General features: G+C 61.2%; 16 protein-coding genes. 10 read left to right on the top strand and 6 right to left on the bottom strand.

All coding sequences use genetic code 11. The annotated features are described in order from the left end of the window. Positions 1–98 precede the first annotated feature (98 nt). Positions 99–839, bottom strand: a complete 741-nt coding sequence (gene ompR, locus AYR47_RS08365) for an osmolarity response regulator transcription factor OmpR (RefSeq protein WP_016979041.1) — start codon at positions 837–839, stop codon at positions 99–101. Between the two features lie 356 nt (positions 840–1,195). On the opposite strand from ompR, the gene AYR47_RS08360 reads away from it, so the two are divergent. From AYR47_RS08360 to tauD, 7 genes are all read left to right on the top strand, one after another. Continuing rightward, positions 1,196–3,520 carry a Tex family protein gene (locus AYR47_RS08360; protein WP_033898751.1) on the top strand — a complete coding sequence of 775 codons (2,325 nt, stop codon included), beginning with the start codon at positions 1,196–1,198 and terminating at the stop codon, positions 3,518–3,520. Further along, positions 3,520–3,903: a PaaI family thioesterase gene (locus AYR47_RS08355; RefSeq protein WP_016979039.1), complete on the top strand. Its 384-nt coding sequence runs from the start codon at positions 3,520–3,522 to the stop codon at positions 3,901–3,903. The genes AYR47_RS08360 and AYR47_RS08355 overlap by 1 nt, the downstream gene beginning before the upstream one ends. A 214-nt stretch (positions 3,904–4,117) precedes the next feature. Further along, positions 4,118–5,701: a glutamate--cysteine ligase gene (gene gshA / locus AYR47_RS08350; protein ID WP_033898755.1), complete on the top strand. Its 1,584-nt coding sequence runs from the start codon at positions 4,118–4,120 to the stop codon at positions 5,699–5,701. Positions 5,702–5,866: 165 nt separating this feature from the next. Beyond that, positions 5,867–6,844, top strand: a complete 978-nt coding sequence (gene tauA / locus AYR47_RS08345; protein ID WP_033898757.1) for a taurine ABC transporter substrate-binding protein — start codon at positions 5,867–5,869, stop codon at positions 6,842–6,844. Between the two features lie 16 nt (positions 6,845–6,860). Beyond that, positions 6,861–7,640 carry a taurine ABC transporter ATP-binding subunit gene (gene tauB / locus AYR47_RS08340; RefSeq protein ID WP_017254560.1) on the top strand — a complete coding sequence of 260 codons (780 nt, stop codon included), beginning with the start codon at positions 6,861–6,863 and terminating at the stop codon, positions 7,638–7,640. Next, complete coding sequence (gene tauC, locus AYR47_RS08335; RefSeq protein ID WP_061434887.1) at positions 7,637–8,464, top strand: taurine ABC transporter permease TauC; 828 nt, start codon at positions 7,637–7,639, stop codon at positions 8,462–8,464. The genes tauB and tauC overlap by 4 nt, the downstream gene beginning before the upstream one ends. Before the next feature lie 11 nt (positions 8,465–8,475). Continuing rightward, positions 8,476–9,312, top strand: coding sequence for a taurine dioxygenase (gene tauD, locus AYR47_RS08330; protein ID WP_033898765.1), 837 nt, complete (start codon positions 8,476–8,478; stop codon positions 9,310–9,312). A gap of 129 nt (positions 9,313–9,441) precedes the next feature. Here the strand turns inward: tauD and mgrA are convergent, their stop codons facing one another. The 3 genes from mgrA to AYR47_RS08315 form a co-directional block, all read right to left on the bottom strand. Further along, complete coding sequence (mgrA, locus tag AYR47_RS08325) at positions 9,442–10,479, bottom strand: L-glyceraldehyde 3-phosphate reductase (RefSeq protein ID WP_033898777.1); 1,038 nt, start codon at positions 10,477–10,479, stop codon at positions 9,442–9,444. A 108-nt stretch (positions 10,480–10,587) separates the two neighbouring features. Continuing rightward, positions 10,588–11,916, bottom strand: coding sequence for an OprD family outer membrane porin (locus tag AYR47_RS08320; RefSeq protein WP_082781479.1), 1,329 nt, complete (start codon positions 11,914–11,916; stop codon positions 10,588–10,590). 161 nt (positions 11,917–12,077) lie between these two features. Next, positions 12,078–12,968 (bottom strand): LysR family transcriptional regulator, encoded by an 891-nt coding sequence (locus AYR47_RS08315; protein ID WP_033898782.1) that lies wholly within the window; start codon positions 12,966–12,968, stop codon positions 12,078–12,080. Between the two features lie 120 nt (positions 12,969–13,088). On the opposite strand from AYR47_RS08315, the gene AYR47_RS08310 reads away from it, so the two are divergent. The 3 genes from AYR47_RS08310 to AYR47_RS08300 are packed head-to-tail and all read left to right on the top strand — an operon-like array spanning position 13,089 to position 14,574. Continuing rightward, positions 13,089–13,820, top strand: a complete 732-nt coding sequence (locus AYR47_RS08310) for an SDR family oxidoreductase (protein WP_033898784.1) — start codon at positions 13,089–13,091, stop codon at positions 13,818–13,820. 44 nt (positions 13,821–13,864) lie between these two features. After that, the gene (locus AYR47_RS08305; RefSeq protein ID WP_061434883.1) at positions 13,865–14,323 is read left to right on the top strand and encodes a DoxX family protein; all 459 of its coding nucleotides are present in this window, start codon (positions 13,865–13,867) and stop codon (positions 14,321–14,323) included. Between the two features lie 2 nt (positions 14,324–14,325). Beyond that, positions 14,326–14,574, top strand: a complete 249-nt coding sequence (locus tag AYR47_RS08300) for a hypothetical protein (protein WP_061434881.1) — start codon at positions 14,326–14,328, stop codon at positions 14,572–14,574. A gap of 3 nt (positions 14,575–14,577) precedes the next feature. On the opposite strand, the gene betT is transcribed toward AYR47_RS08300, so the two are convergent. Next, positions 14,578–16,539 (bottom strand): choline transporter BetT, encoded by a 1,962-nt coding sequence (betT, locus tag AYR47_RS08295; RefSeq protein ID WP_162834914.1) that lies wholly within the window; start codon positions 16,537–16,539, stop codon positions 14,578–14,580. Between the two features lie 260 nt (positions 16,540–16,799). Continuing rightward, positions 16,800–17,726: a serine O-acetyltransferase EpsC gene (epsC, locus tag AYR47_RS08290; RefSeq protein ID WP_033898799.1), complete on the bottom strand. Its 927-nt coding sequence runs from the start codon at positions 17,724–17,726 to the stop codon at positions 16,800–16,802. Positions 17,727–17,846: the final 120 nt, after the last annotated feature.

The raw sequence follows: 17,846 nt of genomic DNA, 5'->3' as shown, positions 1-17,846 counted from the left end.
TGCAGAAACGAGCGGCGCTCGCAGAATTGCAGACGCCGGACATCCCGTCGACCCTCATGGAGTCAAACGCCAGGATGCCCGCCCCTGCAAATCACCGGTCAACTGGTTTTATTGCCGTCCGGCACAAACACATAACCCACGCCCCATACCGTCTGGATGTACCGTGGCTTGGATGGATCCGGCTCGATCATCCGGCGCAGACGGGAAATCTGCACGTCGATGGAGCGCTCCAGAGCGTCCCATTCCCGGCCACGGGCCAGGTTCATCAGCTTGTCGCGGGTCAACGGCTGGCGAGCGTTCATCACCAGGGCCTTGAGCACAGCAAATTCACCCGTGGTAAGCATGTGCACTTCATCGCCACGCTTGAGCTCACGGGTCGCCAGCGACAGTTCGTAGTCGCCAAAGGTGACACTCTCGTCTTCGCTGCCTGGGGCACCTGGAACCGGCGGTGCCTGGCGACGCAATACGGCTTTGACCCGAGCCATCAGCTCGTCGGGGTTGAACGGCTTGGCCAGGTAGTCATCAGCGCCCAGCTCGAGGCCCTTGATGCGGCTCAGCTCATCGCCCTTGGCGGTGAGCATGATGATGGGAATCTGGTTGTTCGCGCCGCGCAGGCGTTTGCAGGCGGTCAGGCCGTCTTCGCCGGGCAGCATCAGGTCGAGTACGACCAGGTTGAAGACTTCACGCCCCAGCAGGCGGTCCATCTGCTCGGTGTTCGGCACCGCGCGGGCACGGTAGCCCTTGGAGTTGAAGAAGCGCTCCAGCAGGCTGCTCAGCCCCGGGTCGTCGTCAACGATGAGAATTTTTTCGCCTTCAGCAGTTTGTGCAGTGCTGCTCATTAGATGCTCCTCTTATCTCGGCGCGCATTATGGCCTAGCTGCCGTTATACGCACCGTGTGCATTGTTAGCAGATTTTTCCTCAACTGCCAGCGAACCCGCGCCCTACAACCGTTGGCGCAATCCCCCCCAAGGACAGAACGCTGGTTATAATGCGGCGCCGTCGTGCAGGGCAACTTCAGATCGTTACCGTTTGCTGCCGAGGCTTTTTTTACCCGCTTGTGTGATTTTTTCGATTTCGAGGGTCAATAGGCTGCCTATTGACCCAGGCAGCGGCGCCAGTCGGGCCGCTCAACCAGCCTCCCAGGGCCTTGTTTTCCGGGCCTGCGAGCTGCTTTTCAGAATTTCAGGTGGTTTTATGGACAGCATCAACAGCCGCATCGCCGAGGAACTCGGTGTACGCCCACAACAGGTCGAAGCGGCCGTCGCTCTACTGGATGAAGGCTCCACGGTGCCTTTCATCGCCCGTTACCGTAAAGAAGTGACCGGCAGCCTCGACGACATCCAACTGCGTCACCTGGAAGAGCGTCTGCGCTACCTGCGAGAACTCGACGAACGGCGCATCAGCATCCTCGCCAGCATCGAGGAACAAGGCAAGTTGACTCCACAGCTTGAGCGCGACATCAAGCTCGCCGACACCAAGACCCGCCTCGAAGACCTCTACCTGCCGTACAAGCAGAAGCGCCGCACCAAGGGCCAGATCGCCCTGGAAGCCGGCCTGGGCGAGTTGGCCGACGGTCTGTTCAACGACCCGTCGCTGACCCCGGACACCGAAGCCGCCCGCTTCATCGACGCCGAAAAAGGCGTCGCGGACGTCAAGGCCGCCCTCGAAGGCGCCAAGTACATCCTCATGGAGCGCTTCGCCGAAGACGCCAGCCTGCTGGAAAAACTGCGCACTTACTTGAAACAGGAAGCCATTCTCAGTGCCCGCGTCATCGCCGGCAAAGAGGAGGAAGGCGCCAAGTTCCGCGATTACTTCGAACACGACGAACCGCTGAAAAGCATGCCGTCCCACCGTGCGCTCGCCATTTTCCGTGGCCGCAACGAAGGCATTCTCAGCTCCGCGCTGAAGGTCGGCGACGAATTGCCGGGCACCATGCACCCGTGCGAAGGCATGATCGGTCAACAATTCGGCATCCAGAATCAGAACCGTCCTGCGGACAAGTGGCTCGGTGAAGTGGTGCGCTGGACCTGGAAGGTCAAGCTCTACACCCACCTGGAAACCGATCTGCTGGGCGAGCTGCGCGACGGCGCCGAGACCGAGGCGATCAACGTGTTCGCCCACAACCTGCACGACCTGCTGCTGTCGGCCCCGGCCGGCCCGCGTGCCACCCTGGGCCTCGACCCGGGCCTGCGCACCGGCTGCAAGGTTGCCGTGGTCGACGCCACCGGCAAGCTGCTGGACCACGCCACCGTTTACCCGCACGTGCCGCACAACAAATGGGACCAGACCCTGGCCATCCTGGCTGCCCTGTGCGCCAAGCACGCGGTAGACCTGATCGCCATCGGCAACGGCACCGCCAGCCGTGAAACCGACAAGCTGGCCGCCGAGCTGATCAAGAAATACCCAGCCATGAAAATGACCAAGGTCATGGTCTCCGAGGCCGGCGCTTCGGTATATTCGGCCTCGGAACTGGCTTCCAAGGAGTTCCCGGACCTCGACGTGTCGATCCGTGGCGCAGTGTCTATCGCCCGTCGCCTGCAGGACCCACTGGCCGAGCTGGTGAAGATCGACCCTAAATCCATCGGTGTCGGCCAGTACCAGCACGATGTGTCGCAGCTGAAACTGGCACGAGGCCTGGACGCGGTGGTCGAGGACTGCGTAAACGCCGTGGGCGTGGACGTGAACACCGCTTCCGTCGCCTTGCTGGCGCGTATTTCCGGCCTCAACGCCACCCTGGCGCAGAATATCGTGACCCACCGTGACGAAAACGGCGCGTTCAAAACCCGTGCAGCGCTGAAAAAGGTCGCGCGCCTGGGCGAGAAAACCTTCGAACAAGCCGCCGGCTTCCTACGCGTAATGAACGGCGACAACCCGCTGGATTCTTCCGCAGTCCACCCCGAAGCCTACCCGCTGGTGCAGCGCATCGCCGCCGAGACCGACCGCGATATCCGCTCGCTGATCGGCGATGCTGCGTTCCTCAAACGCCTGGATCCGAAGAAGTACACCGACGAAACCTTCGGTGTGCCGACCATCACCGACATCCTGCAAGAGCTGGAAAAACCTGGCCGCGACCCACGTCCCGAGTTCAAGACCGCCGAGTTCCAGGACGGCGTCGAAGACCTCAAGGATCTGGAGCTGGGCATGATCCTCGAAGGCGTGGTCACCAACGTGACCAACTTCGGCGCCTTTGTGGACATCGGCGTGCATCAGGACGGTTTGGTGCATATCTCCGCGCTTTCGGAGAAGTTCATCAAAGACCCGCGTGAAGCGGTGAAAGCCGGCGACGTGGTCAAGGTCAAGGTGATGGAAGTCGACATCCCGCGCAAACGCGTTGGCCTGTCGATGCGCATGAGCGACACCCCCGGCGAGAAAATCGACGGTGCCCGTGGAGCTCGTCCGGGTTCGGCACCGCGCCAGTCGCAGAACAATGCACCGCGCAAAGAAACCGCCACCGCAGCGCCAAGCAACAACGCCATGGCCTCGCTGTTCGCCAACGCCAAACAGTTGAAGAAACGCTGATGGAAATCCCAGCCGGTTTGACCCAGAGCGCGTTCAGCGAACTGATCGGCTGCCGCCTGCAACGCCTTGAAGAAGGCGTTGCCGAGGTGGCCCTGACCCTGGAGCCGCAACTGCGCAACCGCGCGGGCAAGCTCCATGGCGGGGCGATTTTCAGCCTGGTGGACATTACGATGGGACTGGCCTGTTCCAGCTCCCATGGTTTCGACCAGCAGAGCGCGACTATCGAGTGCAAGATCAACTATATCCGCGCCGTGTCCGACGGTGACGTGCTGTGCACCAGCCGGGTGATTCATGCCGGTCGCCGCACGCTGGTGGTCGAGGCAGACGTGTATCAAGACGAAAGACTTGTCGCAAAAGCACAGGGCACCTTCGCTGTCCTATAGCTCCCCACCCCCGATTTGAGTTAATTTCGGCGCTGCAATCACGGCGTCGGAATTTTCTCGCTGCGCTGTAGCCAAATTCATGGAGTGAAGTCGGCATATTCAGAGCGGGTTAAATCGACTCTAAACCAGGCGATCACGCCAGTTTTAACTTCACCCTTGTAGACCGTCCTGCCCACCCCCATATTGGGGCGACTGACGCGTGAAGGAATCCAACTTGAGCGAACTTCTCAACCGCCGCCTGGCCCTGCTCGGCAAGCGCGAACACCTCTCCCTGCTAGAGCAGTGCTTGCACGGCATCGAGCGCGAATGCCTGCGTGTCACCGGTGAGGGTCGACTGGCGCAAACGCCGCACCCTGAAGCCCTGGGCGCCGCGTTGACCCACGAACAGATCACCACCGACTACTCGGAATCGCTGCTGGAGTTCATCACTCCCGCCCTGCCCAACCCGGCCGATACCCTGAGCAGCCTGGACAAGATCCATCGCTTTGCCTACACCAAGCTGGGCAGCGAATACCTGTGGAGCCCCTCAATGCCGTGCCCGTTGCCGGCTGAGGAAGATATTCCGATTGCCTACTACGGCACGTCCAATATCGGACAGCTCAAGTACGTGTATCGCAAGGGTTTGGCCCTGCGTTATGGCAAGACCATGCAGTGCATCGCTGGCATCCACTACAACTTTTCGTTGCCGGAAGCGCTGTGGCCGTTGCTTAAAGAGACTGAAGGATTTGTCGGCACTGACCGCGACTACCAGTCCACCGCCTATATCGCGCTGATTCGTAACTTCCGCCGTTACAGCTGGCTGCTGATGTACCTGTTCGGTGCATCCCCTGCCCTGGACGCCGGTTTCCTGCGGGGTCGCTCGCACCAGCTGGAAGTACTCGACGCCGACACGCTGTACTTGCCCTACGCAACCAGCCTGCGCATGAGCGACCTGGGTTACCAGAGCAACGCCCAGGCCGGCCTCACGCCTTGCTACAACGATTTGAGCAGCTACACCGACAGCCTGCGTGAAGCGGTAGCAACGCCCTACGCACCGTACGTCGAAATCGGAACCCATCAGGACGGTGAGTGGGTACAGCTCAACACCAACATCCTGCAGATCGAAAACGAGTACTACTCCAACATCCGCCCCAAGCGTGTGACCTACACCGGCGAACGGCCGATCCAGGCGCTGGTGGCCCGTGGCATCCAGTACATCGAAGTGCGCTGCCTGGACATCAACCCGTTCCTGCCGATGGGCATCGACCTGCCGGAGTCGCGTTTCCTCGACGCCTTCCTGCTGTACTGCGCGTTGAACGACAGCCCGCTGTTCGCCGACAACGAGTGCGGCAACGCCACCTCCAACTTCCTCAGCGTGGTCAAGGAAGGTCGTCGTCCCGGCCTGCAATTGCAGCGTCTGGGCCAGCCTGTGGACATGAAGGAGTGGGCTGCCGAGCTGCTGGAGCAGATTGCGCCACTGGCCGCCTTGCTGGATGAAAGCCACGGCATCACCGAGCACAGCCAAGCGCTGGATGCCCAACTGGCCAAGGTCAAGGATTCGTCCCTGACCCCGTCGGCCCAGGTGTTGGCGGCGATGGCCGAGCGCAAGGAAAGCTTTGCGCAGTTCTCCCTGCACCAGAGCCAACTGCACGCCGAGCATTTCCGCAGCGAACCGCTGCCGGCCGAAGAGCAAGCGCAGTTTGAAGAACTGGCACGCAAATCGCTGGCACAGCAGGCAGAGCTGGAGCAGAACGAAGTGGGTGATTTTGACGTGTTTGTTGGCTCTTACCAGGCCAGCATCCTCGCCATCAGCAACTAAAAAAATGTTGGGGTAATTTACTGTGGTGAGCGGGCAAGCCCGCTCACTACAGGCAACATTTTTCTCCTCATAAGCTAATTCGAAAATGTTATTTATTTTCGGATTCTTAGATCATTTAGTCTCCTCACACGCCGACCCTCGGCCGCCTGATTGAGGAGCTTCCCCTTGAAACTGCTTACCCCTCTGCGCCTCTTGGCCGCATTGTCCCTGGCCGGTGCCAGCCTGTTTGCCCAGGCGGCGGATGTGACCATCGCTTACCAGACCACCGTGGACCCGGCCAAAGTCGCCCAGGCCGATGGCGCCTATGAAAAAGCCACCAACGCCAAGATCAACTGGCGCAAATTCGACAATGGCGCCGATATCATCGCCGCCATCGCGTCCGGCGACGTGCAGATTGGCTACCTCGGTTCCAGCCCCCTGACCGCCGCGATCACCCGCAAAGTGCCGGTGGAAACCTTCCTCGTTGCCACCCAGATCGGCGGCGCCGAAGCCCTGGTAGCGCGCGACGGTTCGGGGATCAACAGCCCGCAGGACCTGATCGGCAAAAAAATCGCCGTGCCATTCGTGTCCACCGGTCACTACAGCCTGTTGGCCGCGCTGAAGCACTGGAACATCGACCCGTCCAAAGTAACCATCCTCAACCTCGCACCACCGGCGATCATCGCCGCCTGGAAGCGTGGTGATATCGACGCTACTTACGTTTGGGACCCTGCCCTGGGCGTGGCCAAGGAAAACGGCAAGGTGCTGATCACCTCCGGCGAACTGGCCAAGTTTGGCGCGCCTACCTTCGATGCCTGGATCGTGCGTAAGGATTTTGCCGAGAAGCACCCGGAAATCGTCACGTCGTTTGCCAAAGTCACCCTGGATGCCTACGCCGCCTACCGTAAAGACCCACAAGCCTGGCTCGCCGACAAAGGCAACGTCGAAAAACTGGTGAAACTCTCCGGCGCCAAGGCCAGCGACATCCCACTGCTGCTGCAAGGCAACGTCTACCCGCTGGCCGCTGACCAAGTGACCCTGCTGGGCGCACCGACCACCAAGGCCGTGACCGATACCGCCGCGTTCCTCAAGGAGCAAGGCAAGGTCGACGCCGTGCTGCCGGACTACGCCCCGTACGTCAGCGCCAAGTTCATTACTAATTGATCAGGAGTTCATCGCGATGGCCTTGCTACAACTGGAGCGCATCAGCGCACAGTACCCAGGCGCCACAGAACCGGTACTGTCAGACATTTCAATCGACCTGGGGCCCCAGCAATTGCTGGTGGCCCTCGGCCCGTCCGGCAGTGGCAAGACTTCGCTGTTGAACCTGATTGCCGGCTTTGTCGAACCGTCGGCCGGGCGCATTACGCTTGATGGCGTGCCGGTCAAAGGCCCGAGCGCCGAACGCGGCGTGGTGTTCCAGGACGACGCCCTGCTGCCCTGGCAGGATGTGTTGGCCAACGTCGGCTTCGGCCTGGAGCTGGCCGGTGTGCCCAAGGCGCAACGTGAAGTGCGCGCTCGGGAAATGCTCGCGCTGGTAGACCTGGCCGGTTTCGACAGCCGCCGCATCTGGCAACTTTCCGGTGGGCAGAAGCAACGTGTCGGCCTCGCCCGCGCGCTGGCGGCCGACCCTCGCGTGTTGCTGATGGACGAACCCTTCGGCGCCCTCGACGCCTTCACCCGCGAACAGATGCAGGAGCTGCTGCTGCAAGTCTGGCGGCGCACGGCCAAGCCGGTGTTCCTGATTACCCACGACATCGAAGAAGCGGTCTTCCTCGCCACTGACCTGATCCTGCTGGCGCCCAACCCTGGCCAGATCGTCGAACGCCTGAGCCTGGACTTCGGCCAACGCTACGCCGCCGGTGAGTCGGCGCGGGCGATCAAGTCCGACCCGCGCTTTATCGAAACCCGCGAACACGTGCTGGGCAAAGTGTTCTCCCAACGGCAGGTGTCCGCATGAGCAGCTACGAACTCGCCGCCAAGCCGGTGGTGCATACCGTTATCCCGCTGCGCCGCAGCTTGAGCACGCGCTGGATCAGCCTGCTGACCCTGGTCGCGTTGCTGGTTATCTGGTGGGCCGTGACCGCCACCGGTTTGATCGAACCACTGTTCCTGCCGCCGCCGTCTGCCGTGCTGCAAAAAGGCTGGCTGCTGGCGACCACGGGCTACATGGACTCAACCCTCTGGCAACACCTGGGCGCCAGCCTCAGCCGTATCGGCCTGGGCTTGGGCTTTGCCGTGCTGACTGCCGTGCCGGTGGGGATCGCCATCGGCTCCAACCGTATCGCCCGTGGCATTCTCGACCCGCTGATCGAGTTCTACCGCCCGATCCCGCCATTGGCCTACCTGCCGCTGATCGTGATCTGGTGCGGCATTGGCGAACTGTCCAAGGTGCTGCTGATTTACCTGGCGATCTTCGCGCCGATTGCCATCGCCACCGCGACCGGTGTGCGCACGGTCGACCCGGCCAAGCTGCGCGCCGCACAGTCGTTGGGCGCCACCCGCGCCCAGTTGATTCGCCATGTGATCCTGCCAAGCGCGCTGCCCGACATCCTTACCGGCGTGCGCATCGGCCTGGGCGTGGGCTGGTCGACATTGGTCGCCGCCGAGCTGATCGCGGCCACCAGCGGCCTGGGTTTCATGGTGCAGTCGGCGGCGCAGTTCCTGGTCACTGACGTGGTGGTGCTGGGCATCCTGGTCATCGCCCTGATCGCCTTCGCCATGGAAATGGGCCTGCGCGCCCTGCAGCGTAAATTAGTGCCGTGGCATGGCCAGGCACATTGAGTGAGAACCGCATGAGCAGCCTGACCGTTACCCCCATCAGCACCGCATTGGGTGCCCTGATCAGTGGCGTCGATATCACCCAGCCGTTGAACATTGAAGAGCGAGATGCCATTGAACAGGCGTTGCTCACCCACTCGGTGCTGTTCTTCCGCGATCAACCGATCAACCCGCAACAGCAAGCGCGATTCGCGGCGAATTTTGGTGACCTGCATATCCACCCGATCTACCCCAATGTGCCGGAACAGCCCGAAGTGCTGATCCTCGACACCGCCGTCACCGACGTGCGTGACAACGCCGTGTGGCACACCGACGTGACCTTCCTGCCCACCCCGGCGTTGGGCGCCGTACTCAGCGCCAAGCTGCTGCCGGCGTTTGGCGGCGATACGCTGTGGGCCAGCGGGATTGCGGCGTATGAGGCGTTGTCCGAGCCGTTGAAGCGCCTGCTCGACGGGCTGACCGCGACCCACGACTTCACCAAATCCTTCCCGCTGGAGCGCTTTGGCAACACCGCCGAAGACCTGGCGCGCTGGGAAGAGACCCGCAAGAAGAACCCGCCGTTGTCGCATCCGGTGGTGCGCACGCACCCGGTGAGTGGGCGTAAGTCGCTGTTTGTCAGTGATGGGTTTACCACCAGGATCAACGAGCTGGAACCGGCGGAGAGCGAGGCGATTCTGAAGCTGCTGTTTGCCCACGCGACACGCCCGGAGTTCACCATTCGTTGGCGTTGGCAGGAAAACGATGTGGCGTTCTGGGATAACCGCGTGACGCAGCATTACGCGGTGGATGATTACCGGCCGCAGCGGCGGGTGATGCACCGGGCGACGATTTTGGGAGATGTGCCGTTCTAAATCCCGCCGAGGATTAAATGTGGGAGCGGGCTTGCTCGCGAAGGCGGTGGATCAGTCAGTACATCTGTTGACTGACACTCCGCATTCGCGAGCAAGCCCGCTCCCACAATTTGATCGAGTGGCGTCAGATTATTCAGCAGTGGACGGCTTTTCCCACAAGTTAATCCCACCTTCCAGCGCAAACCGATCAATCTCCGCCAATTCTTCTGCACTGAAATGCAGATTTTTCAACGCCCCGACGTTCTCGATAATCTGCTCCGGCCGGCTCGCACCGATCAGCGCACTGGTCACCCGTGGATCACGCAGAGTCCAGGCCAATGCCAGTTGCGCCAGGCTCTGGCCACGGCGTTGGGCGATTTCATTCAGCGCACGCACGTGGGCGATGTTGGCTTCGGACAGGTGCTTGGCCTGCAACGAACCACCACCCGGACGGTTCACCCGTGCATCCGCCGGCACGCCGTTGAGGTATTTGTCGGTCAGCAGACCCTGGGCCAGCGGCGTGAACGCGATCACCCCGGCGCCGAGCTCTTCGGTGGTGTCCAACAGGTCTTTTTCCACCCAGCGGTTGAGCAGGTTGTAGGCCGGCTGGTGAATCAGCAGCGGCACTTTCCACTCTTTGAGCAGCGCGGCGATTTCGCGGGTTTTCACGCCCGAGTAGGACGAGATCCCGATGTACAACGCCTTGCCTTGCTGCACGGCAGTGGCGAGGGCGCTGGCGGTTTCTTCCAGGGGGGTGTCGGCGTCAAAACGGTGGGAGTAGAAGATGTCCACGTAGTCGACGCCCAGGCGTTGCAGGCTCTGGTCGAGGCTGGCCAGCACGTACTTGCGTGAGCCGCCGCCCTGGCCGTAAGGGCCGGGCCACATGTCCCAGCCGGCTTTGCTGGAGATGATCAGTTCGTCGCGGTAGTGCTTGAAGTCTTCGCGCAGCAAGCGGCCGAAGTTGATCTCGGCGCTGCCATAGGGCGGGCCATAGTTGTTGGCCAGGTCGAAGTGGTTGATGCCCAGGTCGAACGCGGTGCGCAACAGAGCGCGCTGTGTGTCGATCGGGGTGCTGTCGCCAAAGTTGTGCCACAGGCCCAGGGACAGTGCAGGCAGCACCAATCCACTGCGGCCTACGCGGCGATACGGAATAGATTCATAGCGGTTTTCGGCAGCAATGTAAGTCATCGAATCCTCTCTTGGACGTCGGCAAATAAGGCCTGGGAATAAGGTTATTCCCAGGCCTTTTAACCAGCTGAATCGCTTAAGTCTGCCGTTCCGTTCTACAGCAATTGCCTACCAGAGTGGAACGACATAACTCACATAGAAGCGGTTTTCGTCTTGCACGGTGGCACCGCTGATGTCCGGGCTGGCGTGGGCGTTTTTCCAGGTCACACCCAGGCCCTTGAGAGTGCCGGTGGGCACTTGATAAGCCACGGCGACGTTACGTTCCCATTCGCTGGTAGTGCCTTGAGCCGTGCGGATGTCATCGCCGTGGGCATAGGCAGCGGAGAACGTCAGGCCCGTGAGGCCAAGCTTACCGAAGTCATACTTGTACTGCGCAAGCCAAGTGCGCTCACCGGCGTGTTGAAATTTATTCAACTGCATGTTGGTCAGCGCCGGGGTGTCGGCGCCTGAGCCTGGGCCCTGGCGGTTGTCGCCGCTGTTCAGGCCGGAGTCCAGGTACGGGAAGTCGCTGTCGCCGCTGTTTTTCTGGATACCCAGGCCGACGGTGTGGCCGTCGAGGCTGTAGCTCTCAAGCAAGCTGGCGGTGGTCTGGTTGATGCGGCCTTTGTTCACGCCGTCGCCGTACAGACCACTCGCGGCGTAGTCCTTGTCACCGTCGGCGTTGCCGCCCACCCCCAGGCTGCGGAATACACGCAGGTCGGTGTCGATGGCACCCACGGATAACGCGTCATGGCGCTTGGCACCGAGGAAGAACTGCTGGTAGTAATCCTCAAGGTTGGAATACCACAGGCTGACCGTGGTGTTCTGGATGCCGGTGTAATCCGCACCGCCGAACAGGAAGCGATCGCTCTCTTTGGTGCCGCCGGCGGTGATCATGCCCTGGTCGCCGGTTTCGTTGCGAATCTTGGTCTTGAAGATATCGCCGCCGGTGAAGGTGAAGTCGCTGAGGTCTTTGGACACCAGTTGCACACCGGTGTTGGTCTGCTGGTACAGGCGCCCGTCGGTGTTGGCGAGTATCGGGTTGTTGCCGTAGAGCGTGCCGACACGCAGTTCATCCTTGGCGAAACGCATCTTGAACGTCGGGCTCAACACACCGAACTGGTCGGCGGATTTGCCGTTGTCCAGCGGGAACATGCTGCCGGGGTAGCGACCCTGGTGTTCCTTGTCATTGAGGTCACCGCCGGAGTCCAGCTTCAACCCGTAGAACGCCTGCAGGTCCAGGCCAAAACCCACCGGGCCTTCGGTGTAGCCGGACTTGAAGTTGAACTCGAACCCCTGGCCCCAATCGCGAATGCTGTGGGCCTTGGCGTTGCTGTTCACCACATCACGCCCCTGCTGGTTGAGGTAGCGGTTGAGCAGGGTCACATCGGCGTGGCTGTCATCGATAAAATCGGCGTGGGCGGACAGCATAAAGCTCGCCATGGCGGCACCCACCATAGGGCTTATCAACGTCTTCATTGTTACCGGTCTCCGTCACTGTTCTGAAATGAAAGCGTCAAACGCTTCACACAATTACGCAGTGGCCAGATGACAGTTGCGCGTCAAAACGCGATGTAGGCGGATGAAATTAAATTTATGAAACCCTTTAACTACGCGGGTTATCGGGCATTTTCGAAGATTTCCGCGAGCCAGTCGACGAACACACGCACCCTCGGCGACATGTGTCGATTCTGTGGATACAGCACCGATACCGGCATCAAAGGTGGCGGTGTTTCCTGGAGAATTTCTCGCATCACGCCCTGCTCGATCAGCTCGGCCATGCGGTAATGCGGGCACTGGATAATGCCGAGTCCGGCCACCGCACTGGCCGAATAAATCTCCGCGCCGAACACCGACAATGCACCTTCGATACTCACTTCCTGCAACTCGCCATCGACCATGAATTCGAACGGAAACAGCTTGGCCGTGGTGCGTGAAACGTAGTTCACCGCGCGGTGTTCACTCAGCTCGGCCAGGCTCTTGGGTTCTCCGAATTTGCGCAGATAGGCGGGGCTCGCGCAGGTCACTTGGCGCAGGTTGGCGACGCGCCGACCAATCAACGCGGAATCCCCCAGGGTGCCGGCACGCAGCACGCAATCGACGCCCTCGGCGATCAGGTCGACAAAGCGATCCGCCTCACTGATGGACAGCTCGATATCCGGGTAACGCGCCATGAACTCCGGCAGCGCCGGTACCACAAAATACTTGGCCAGCGTGCCGTGCAGGTCCACGCGCAAACGCCCCTTGGGCGCCACGCTGCGGAACGCCAGCTCGGCCTCTTCCAGCTCCGCGAGCAGCTGCACGCAACGTTGGTAATACGCCTCGCCATCGAGGGTCGGGCGCACACGCCGGGTGCTGCGTTCCAACAAGCGCGTGCCGAGCCAGGCCTCGAATTGATTGAGGGTGTGGGTCAGGGTCGCACGGGGCAGATTCAGGTCATCGGCCGCCAGTGTGAAGCTGGAACGCTCGTAAATCCGCACGAAGACCTTCATGGCTTTGACTTGATCCACGCTGCACTCCTACACGCCGATTGTTGGCGATTATTGAACAGTCAAGGCAACTCTGGCGCATTTATCGGCCTGGGTAAACATGTGAATCTGCTTCCACACCCCGTTCAAGGAACCCAGATCATGACGACTCAAGTAGCAATCATCACCGGCGCCTCCCGTGGCATTGGCGCCGTCATCGCCAAGCAACTCGCTGCCGACGGCTACGCCGTGGCCATCAACTACGCCAGCAGCGCCACCGAGGCGTCGAAGCTGGTAGTGGAACTGCGCCAGGCCGGCCACCAAGCCATAGCGATCCAAGGCGACGTCGCCAAACCCGCCGACATCAAGCGCCTGTTCGACGAAACCGAGGCGCAATTGGGCAAGGTGGATGTGCTGATCAACAACGCCGGCATCCTCAAGACGCTGCCCCTGGCCCAGCACAGCGACGAACTCTACGACCAGAACTTCGATATCCACACCCGTGGCACCTTCAACGCCCTGCGCGAAGCCGCCACCCGCCTGAATGACGGCGGACGCATCGTCAACTTTTCCAGCAGCACCGTCGGCCTCAACTTCCAAGGTTACGCGGTGTATATCGCCAGCAAGGCGGCGGTGGAGTCCCTGACCCAAGTGTTCGCCAAAGAGATGCGCGGGCGCCGGATTACTGTCAACGCCGTGGCGCCAGGCCCGGTCGCCACCGAATTGTTCCTGCACGGCAAAAGCGAAGAGCAGATCCAGGGCATGGCCAAGATGCCGCCGCTGGAACGCCTTGGCCAACCGGAAGATATCGCCCGCGTGGTGGCGTTTCTGGTGAGCCCGGCCGGTGGCTGGGTGAATGGGCAAATCCTGCGCGCCAATGGCGGGCTGGTCTAAGTCACACATCCGGGCCAGCGATGTTCTCTTTGTGGAGCTCCATCATGCCAACCTTGTTGATCCCCGCACTTGCCCCGCTTTACCGCTACGCCGAACCCCTGGCCTATGCGCTGCTGCGCGCAGGTTTTGGGGTGATCATGCTCACCCACGGCCTGCCCAAATTGCTGGGCAACGCCCATGGTTCGATGGCCGATCCGATGGCGGCTTCCATCAATCTGATCCAGAACCGCCTGCACTTGCCGCAGGCGGAGTTGATCGGCCTGCTGGTGGCCTTGCTGGAAGCAGTCGGTGGATTGCTGTTGATACTCGGCCTGGGCACACGGCTGATCGCGGCCATGATGACCGTGCAGATGCTGACCATTGCTTACTTGCTGGGGCCGACGTGGCCGTGGATCGACCGAGGCATCGAGTACCCGGTGCTGATGGCGCTGCTATCGTTGTACCTGGTGTTTCGCGGTGCTGGCCGCTATTCCCTGGACAACGCACTGGGCAAGGAGCTCTGAACATGCACACCACCCTGGTGATCACCGTCGGCTTGATCCTGCTGGTACTGATGCTGTTGATCGGGCAGAAGCTTGGCGTGAGCCGGCACATTCTGGCCTACAGCTTTGTGGCGATCTGGTTGGGGGTGGCGGTGGTCAATGGCGCTGTAGGGGGCGTCACTGCCGGCCAGCCCCTGGTGTCGGAACTGGTGATCGGCAGTGGCGTGTTCGGCGTGCCCCTGGTGGCACTGGCCCTGTACCTCAGGGCCTGAGCCTCAGCGCACCAAGTGCAGGAACTGCAGGTGACGCTCGTACTGGTCGAGGATGTCGTTGATGATCTGTTCCTTGGTATAGCCCACCAAGTCATAGTCCTGGCTACCCTCGGCCAAGTGCACTTCCGCCCGGTAGTAGCGACGGTTGTTGAGCTCCTTGGAGCCCATCCCACCACGGGCAAATGACGGCGTGAAGTAGCCGCGCATCTGCACCTGGTAGATGAACGGTCGCTCCTCGCCATGGCCGATTTCCAGGCTGACACTGTCGTTGGCGGGGTCAGGTTGCGTCACGACATTCAAACCCTTCTCGACAAACACCGCCGTCACTTCTTCAATCGCCGGGCGCACCGTCGAGTCAAGGAAACGGTACACCTCGTCTCGCGACGGGAAGTGCACGGCCTGGCTCAAACGCTGGCGCCAGCCGCCGCGCCCCTTGCGAGCCGTCGAAATCGGTGCCAATGAATGCAACTGGGCGATCTGCTTTTGCGACTCCAGATAGAACGCCTTATGCAGCCCCCACATCATCAGCAGCAGGATCATCGAGAACGGCAACGAGGTCAGTACCACCGCCGACTTGAGCGAATCGATGCTGCCGGCAAACAGCAAGGCACTGGTGACCAGCGCGGTCATCGCACCCCAGAACACCCGCAGCCATTTCGGCCCGTCTTCATCGGCGTTGCCGCCTTTGGACGACAGGGTGGACAGCACCACGGTGCCCGAATCGGCGGAGGTCACGAAGAACACGAAGCTGATAAACACCGTGACCGCGATGACGGTTTTGCTCCACGGGTAGGTTTCCAGCAGCAGGTAGAGGCTCATCGACGGGTTATCGATGGCCGACTGACCGAGTGCGGCCATACCGTGGTTGAGCACCTGGTCGATGGCGCTGTTGCCGAAGATCGACATCCACGCCAGGGTGAAGCCCAGCGGGATCAGCAGCACGCCAAACACGAACTCACGGATGGTGCGGCCACGGGAAATGCGCGCGATAAACAGGCCCACGAACGGCGACCATGCAATCCACCAGGCCCAGTAGAACACCGTCCAACCACCCAGCCAGTCGCTGGGTTTGTCGTAGGCGTACACGTCGAAACTCTTGGTCGGCAAGGCGCCCAGGTAGTCGCCGATATTCTGGATCAAGGTGTTGAGCAAGTGCTGGGTGGGCCCGGCGAACAACACGAACAGCAGCAACGCACAGGCCAGCAGCATGTTGATGTCGGACATCACGCGCACGCCTTTATCGACACCGGCCACGGCGACGATGATCGCGGCGCCCATCATCAGCGTGATCAGACCGACCTGGATCCACTGGGTATGGGCAATGCCAAACAAGTAGTCCAGCCCGGAATTGAGGTGCAGCACCCCAAAGCCCATGTCCGCACCAAGCCCGAACACCGTGGCGATAATGCCGAAGCCATCCACCGCATAACCGATAGGACCGTTGATGCGCTTGCCGATCAGCGGGTACAGCGCCGAACGCAACGCCAGCGGCAGGTTATGCCGGTAGGCGAAATACGCCAGGGCCATGCCGACAAACGCGAACACGCCCCAGCCGTGCAGGCCCCAATGCAAAAACAGGATCTGCATGGCCTGGCGCGCGGCATCGGCGTTCATCGGCGCGCCTTGCGGCGGTTGCACCAGGTGCGTCAGCGGCTCGGAGACGCAGAAGAAAAACAGCGTGATGCTGATCCCGGCGGCGAACAGCATGCCGGCCCAGGACAGGTAACTGAATTCGGGCTCGTCGTGGTCGGCACCGAGTTTTATCTTGCCGTAGCCCGATAACGCGGTGACCACCACGAAGACCAGATACAGGGTCATCGCCAGCATGTAGTACCAGCCGACCGTGTTGGCCGCCCAGTTTTGCGCCGCCAGCAGCCAGGCACCGGCCTGTTGCGGGATAGCGATGACCGTGATGCCGAACAGCAGGATAAACGTCGCGGCGAAGTAGAAGACCGGCGCGTTCATGCGCACCTGGCCGCTGGTAGGGGTGGACGATGCACTCATGAACGATGCACCCCGAGGGAGTGAGATGTGGCTGTAAATAACGGACTCAGCAAAGGTAAGCCTCCTGTTGTGAGCGGGCAGCGAACCACCGGGTTTAACTTGAACGAGTATTCAAGTTAAACATGGATGGGCGGTCTGGGACTAATCGCAGGGCTGAGTGGTAGACATTTCCTACGCCAGCCCAAGGCAAGCTTAGTCCTCAGCGCTCACGGGAAGTGCCATCACTTTTGCGTGCCGTCATCATGTTGCAGGTTGGCCTGGGTGATATTCGCCCCCGCCGGTACGCTGCGCGTCAGCCACACGTTGCCGCCGATGGTCGAGCCCTGGCCGATGGTGATACGCCCCAGGATCGTCGCCCCGGCGTAGATCACCACGTCATCCTCGACAATCGGGTGGCGTGGATGGCCTTTCTGCAACTGCCCGTCCTCGTCTGCCGGGAAGCGCTTGGCGCCCAGCGTCACAGCTTGGTAGATGCGCACGCGCTCGCCGATAATCGCGGTTTCGCCGATCACTACGCCGGTCCCGTGGTCGATGAAAAAGCTCGGTCCGATCTGCGCGCCGGGATGGATATCGATACCGGTGGCGGAGTGGGCAATTTCCGCGCTGATGCGCGCCAACAGCGGCAGGCCGGCACGGTACAGGTGGTGGGCCAGGCGGTGGTGAATCACCGCCAGGATGCCCGGATAGCACAGCAGCACTTCATCCACGCTGCGCGCCGCCGGATCGCCGTGGTAGGCGGCCAGCACGTCAGTGTCCAACAGACTGCGCAGGGACGGCAGGGCCAGGGCGAAATCCTGGATCAGGCGGATGGCAAGCGTGTCGACTTCGCTGTCGTCTTTAGCGCCTTGGCGTGCAGCGTAGCGCAACTCCAGGCGGGCCTGGCCGAGCAAGGCATTCAGCGCCACATCGAGGGTGTGGCCAACGTAGAAATCTTCACTCTCTTCACGCAGGTCCACCGGGCCCAGGCGCATGGGGAACAGTGCGCCGCACAACGACTCTAGAATCTGCGCCACCGCCTCGCGGGACGGCAACTCACGACCGCCATGCTCTCCACTCAAGCGCCCATTGCGCGTTCGCCACTGGTCCCGGGCGCTGCGCAGTTGGCTGACGATGGTCTGTAATTGCCAATGACTGGAACGCTCACTCACGGTATTCACTCCTGACGAAATGGCCATCACTTTACGGTATGCACCCTGGCCGCCCTTAAGAACCAATGGTGTGATGCTAAGAACCGTCCGGAATAAGCGATTGACGGTTGCCCGATGAAA

Source organism: Pseudomonas azotoformans, assembly GCF_001579805.1.
GTDB classification, from domain to species: domain Bacteria; phylum Pseudomonadota; class Gammaproteobacteria; order Pseudomonadales; family Pseudomonadaceae; genus Aquipseudomonas; species Aquipseudomonas azotoformans_A.
The sequence above is the reverse complement of the archived record's forward strand: the minus strand, read 5'-3'. Positions and strand labels throughout refer to the sequence as shown.

Bases quoted from the DNA above. Each gene is read 5' to 3' on its own strand.
- tauB (WP_017254560.1), top strand. From the start codon at position 6,861: ATGGCCTTGCTACAACTGGAGCGCATCAGCGCACAGTACCCAGGCGCC.
- AYR47_RS08305 (WP_061434883.1), top strand. From the start codon at position 13,865: ATGCCAACCTTGTTGATCCCCGCACTTGCCCCGCTTTACCGCTACGCC.
- tauC (WP_061434887.1), top strand. From the start codon at position 7,637: ATGAGCAGCTACGAACTCGCCGCCAAGCCGGTGGTGCATACCGTTATC.
- AYR47_RS08300 (WP_061434881.1), top strand. From the start codon at position 14,326: ATGCACACCACCCTGGTGATCACCGTCGGCTTGATCCTGCTGGTACTG.
- ompR (WP_016979041.1), bottom strand. From the start codon at position 839: ATGAGCAGCACTGCACAAACTGCTGAAGGCGAAAAAATTCTCATCGTT.
- AYR47_RS08360 (WP_033898751.1), top strand. From the start codon at position 1,196: ATGGACAGCATCAACAGCCGCATCGCCGAGGAACTCGGTGTACGCCCA.
- AYR47_RS08320 (WP_082781479.1), bottom strand. From the start codon at position 11,916: ATGGTGGGTGCCGCCATGGCGAGCTTTATGCTGTCCGCCCACGCCGAT.
- AYR47_RS08310 (WP_033898784.1), top strand. From the start codon at position 13,089: ATGACGACTCAAGTAGCAATCATCACCGGCGCCTCCCGTGGCATTGGC.
- tauD (WP_033898765.1), top strand. From the start codon at position 8,476: ATGAGCAGCCTGACCGTTACCCCCATCAGCACCGCATTGGGTGCCCTG.
- mgrA (WP_033898777.1), bottom strand. From the start codon at position 10,479: ATGACTTACATTGCTGCCGAAAACCGCTATGAATCTATTCCGTATCGC.
- AYR47_RS08355 (WP_016979039.1), top strand. From the start codon at position 3,520: ATGGAAATCCCAGCCGGTTTGACCCAGAGCGCGTTCAGCGAACTGATC.
- betT (WP_162834914.1), bottom strand. From the start codon at position 16,539: ATGAACGCGCCGGTCTTCTACTTCGCCGCGACGTTTATCCTGCTGTTC.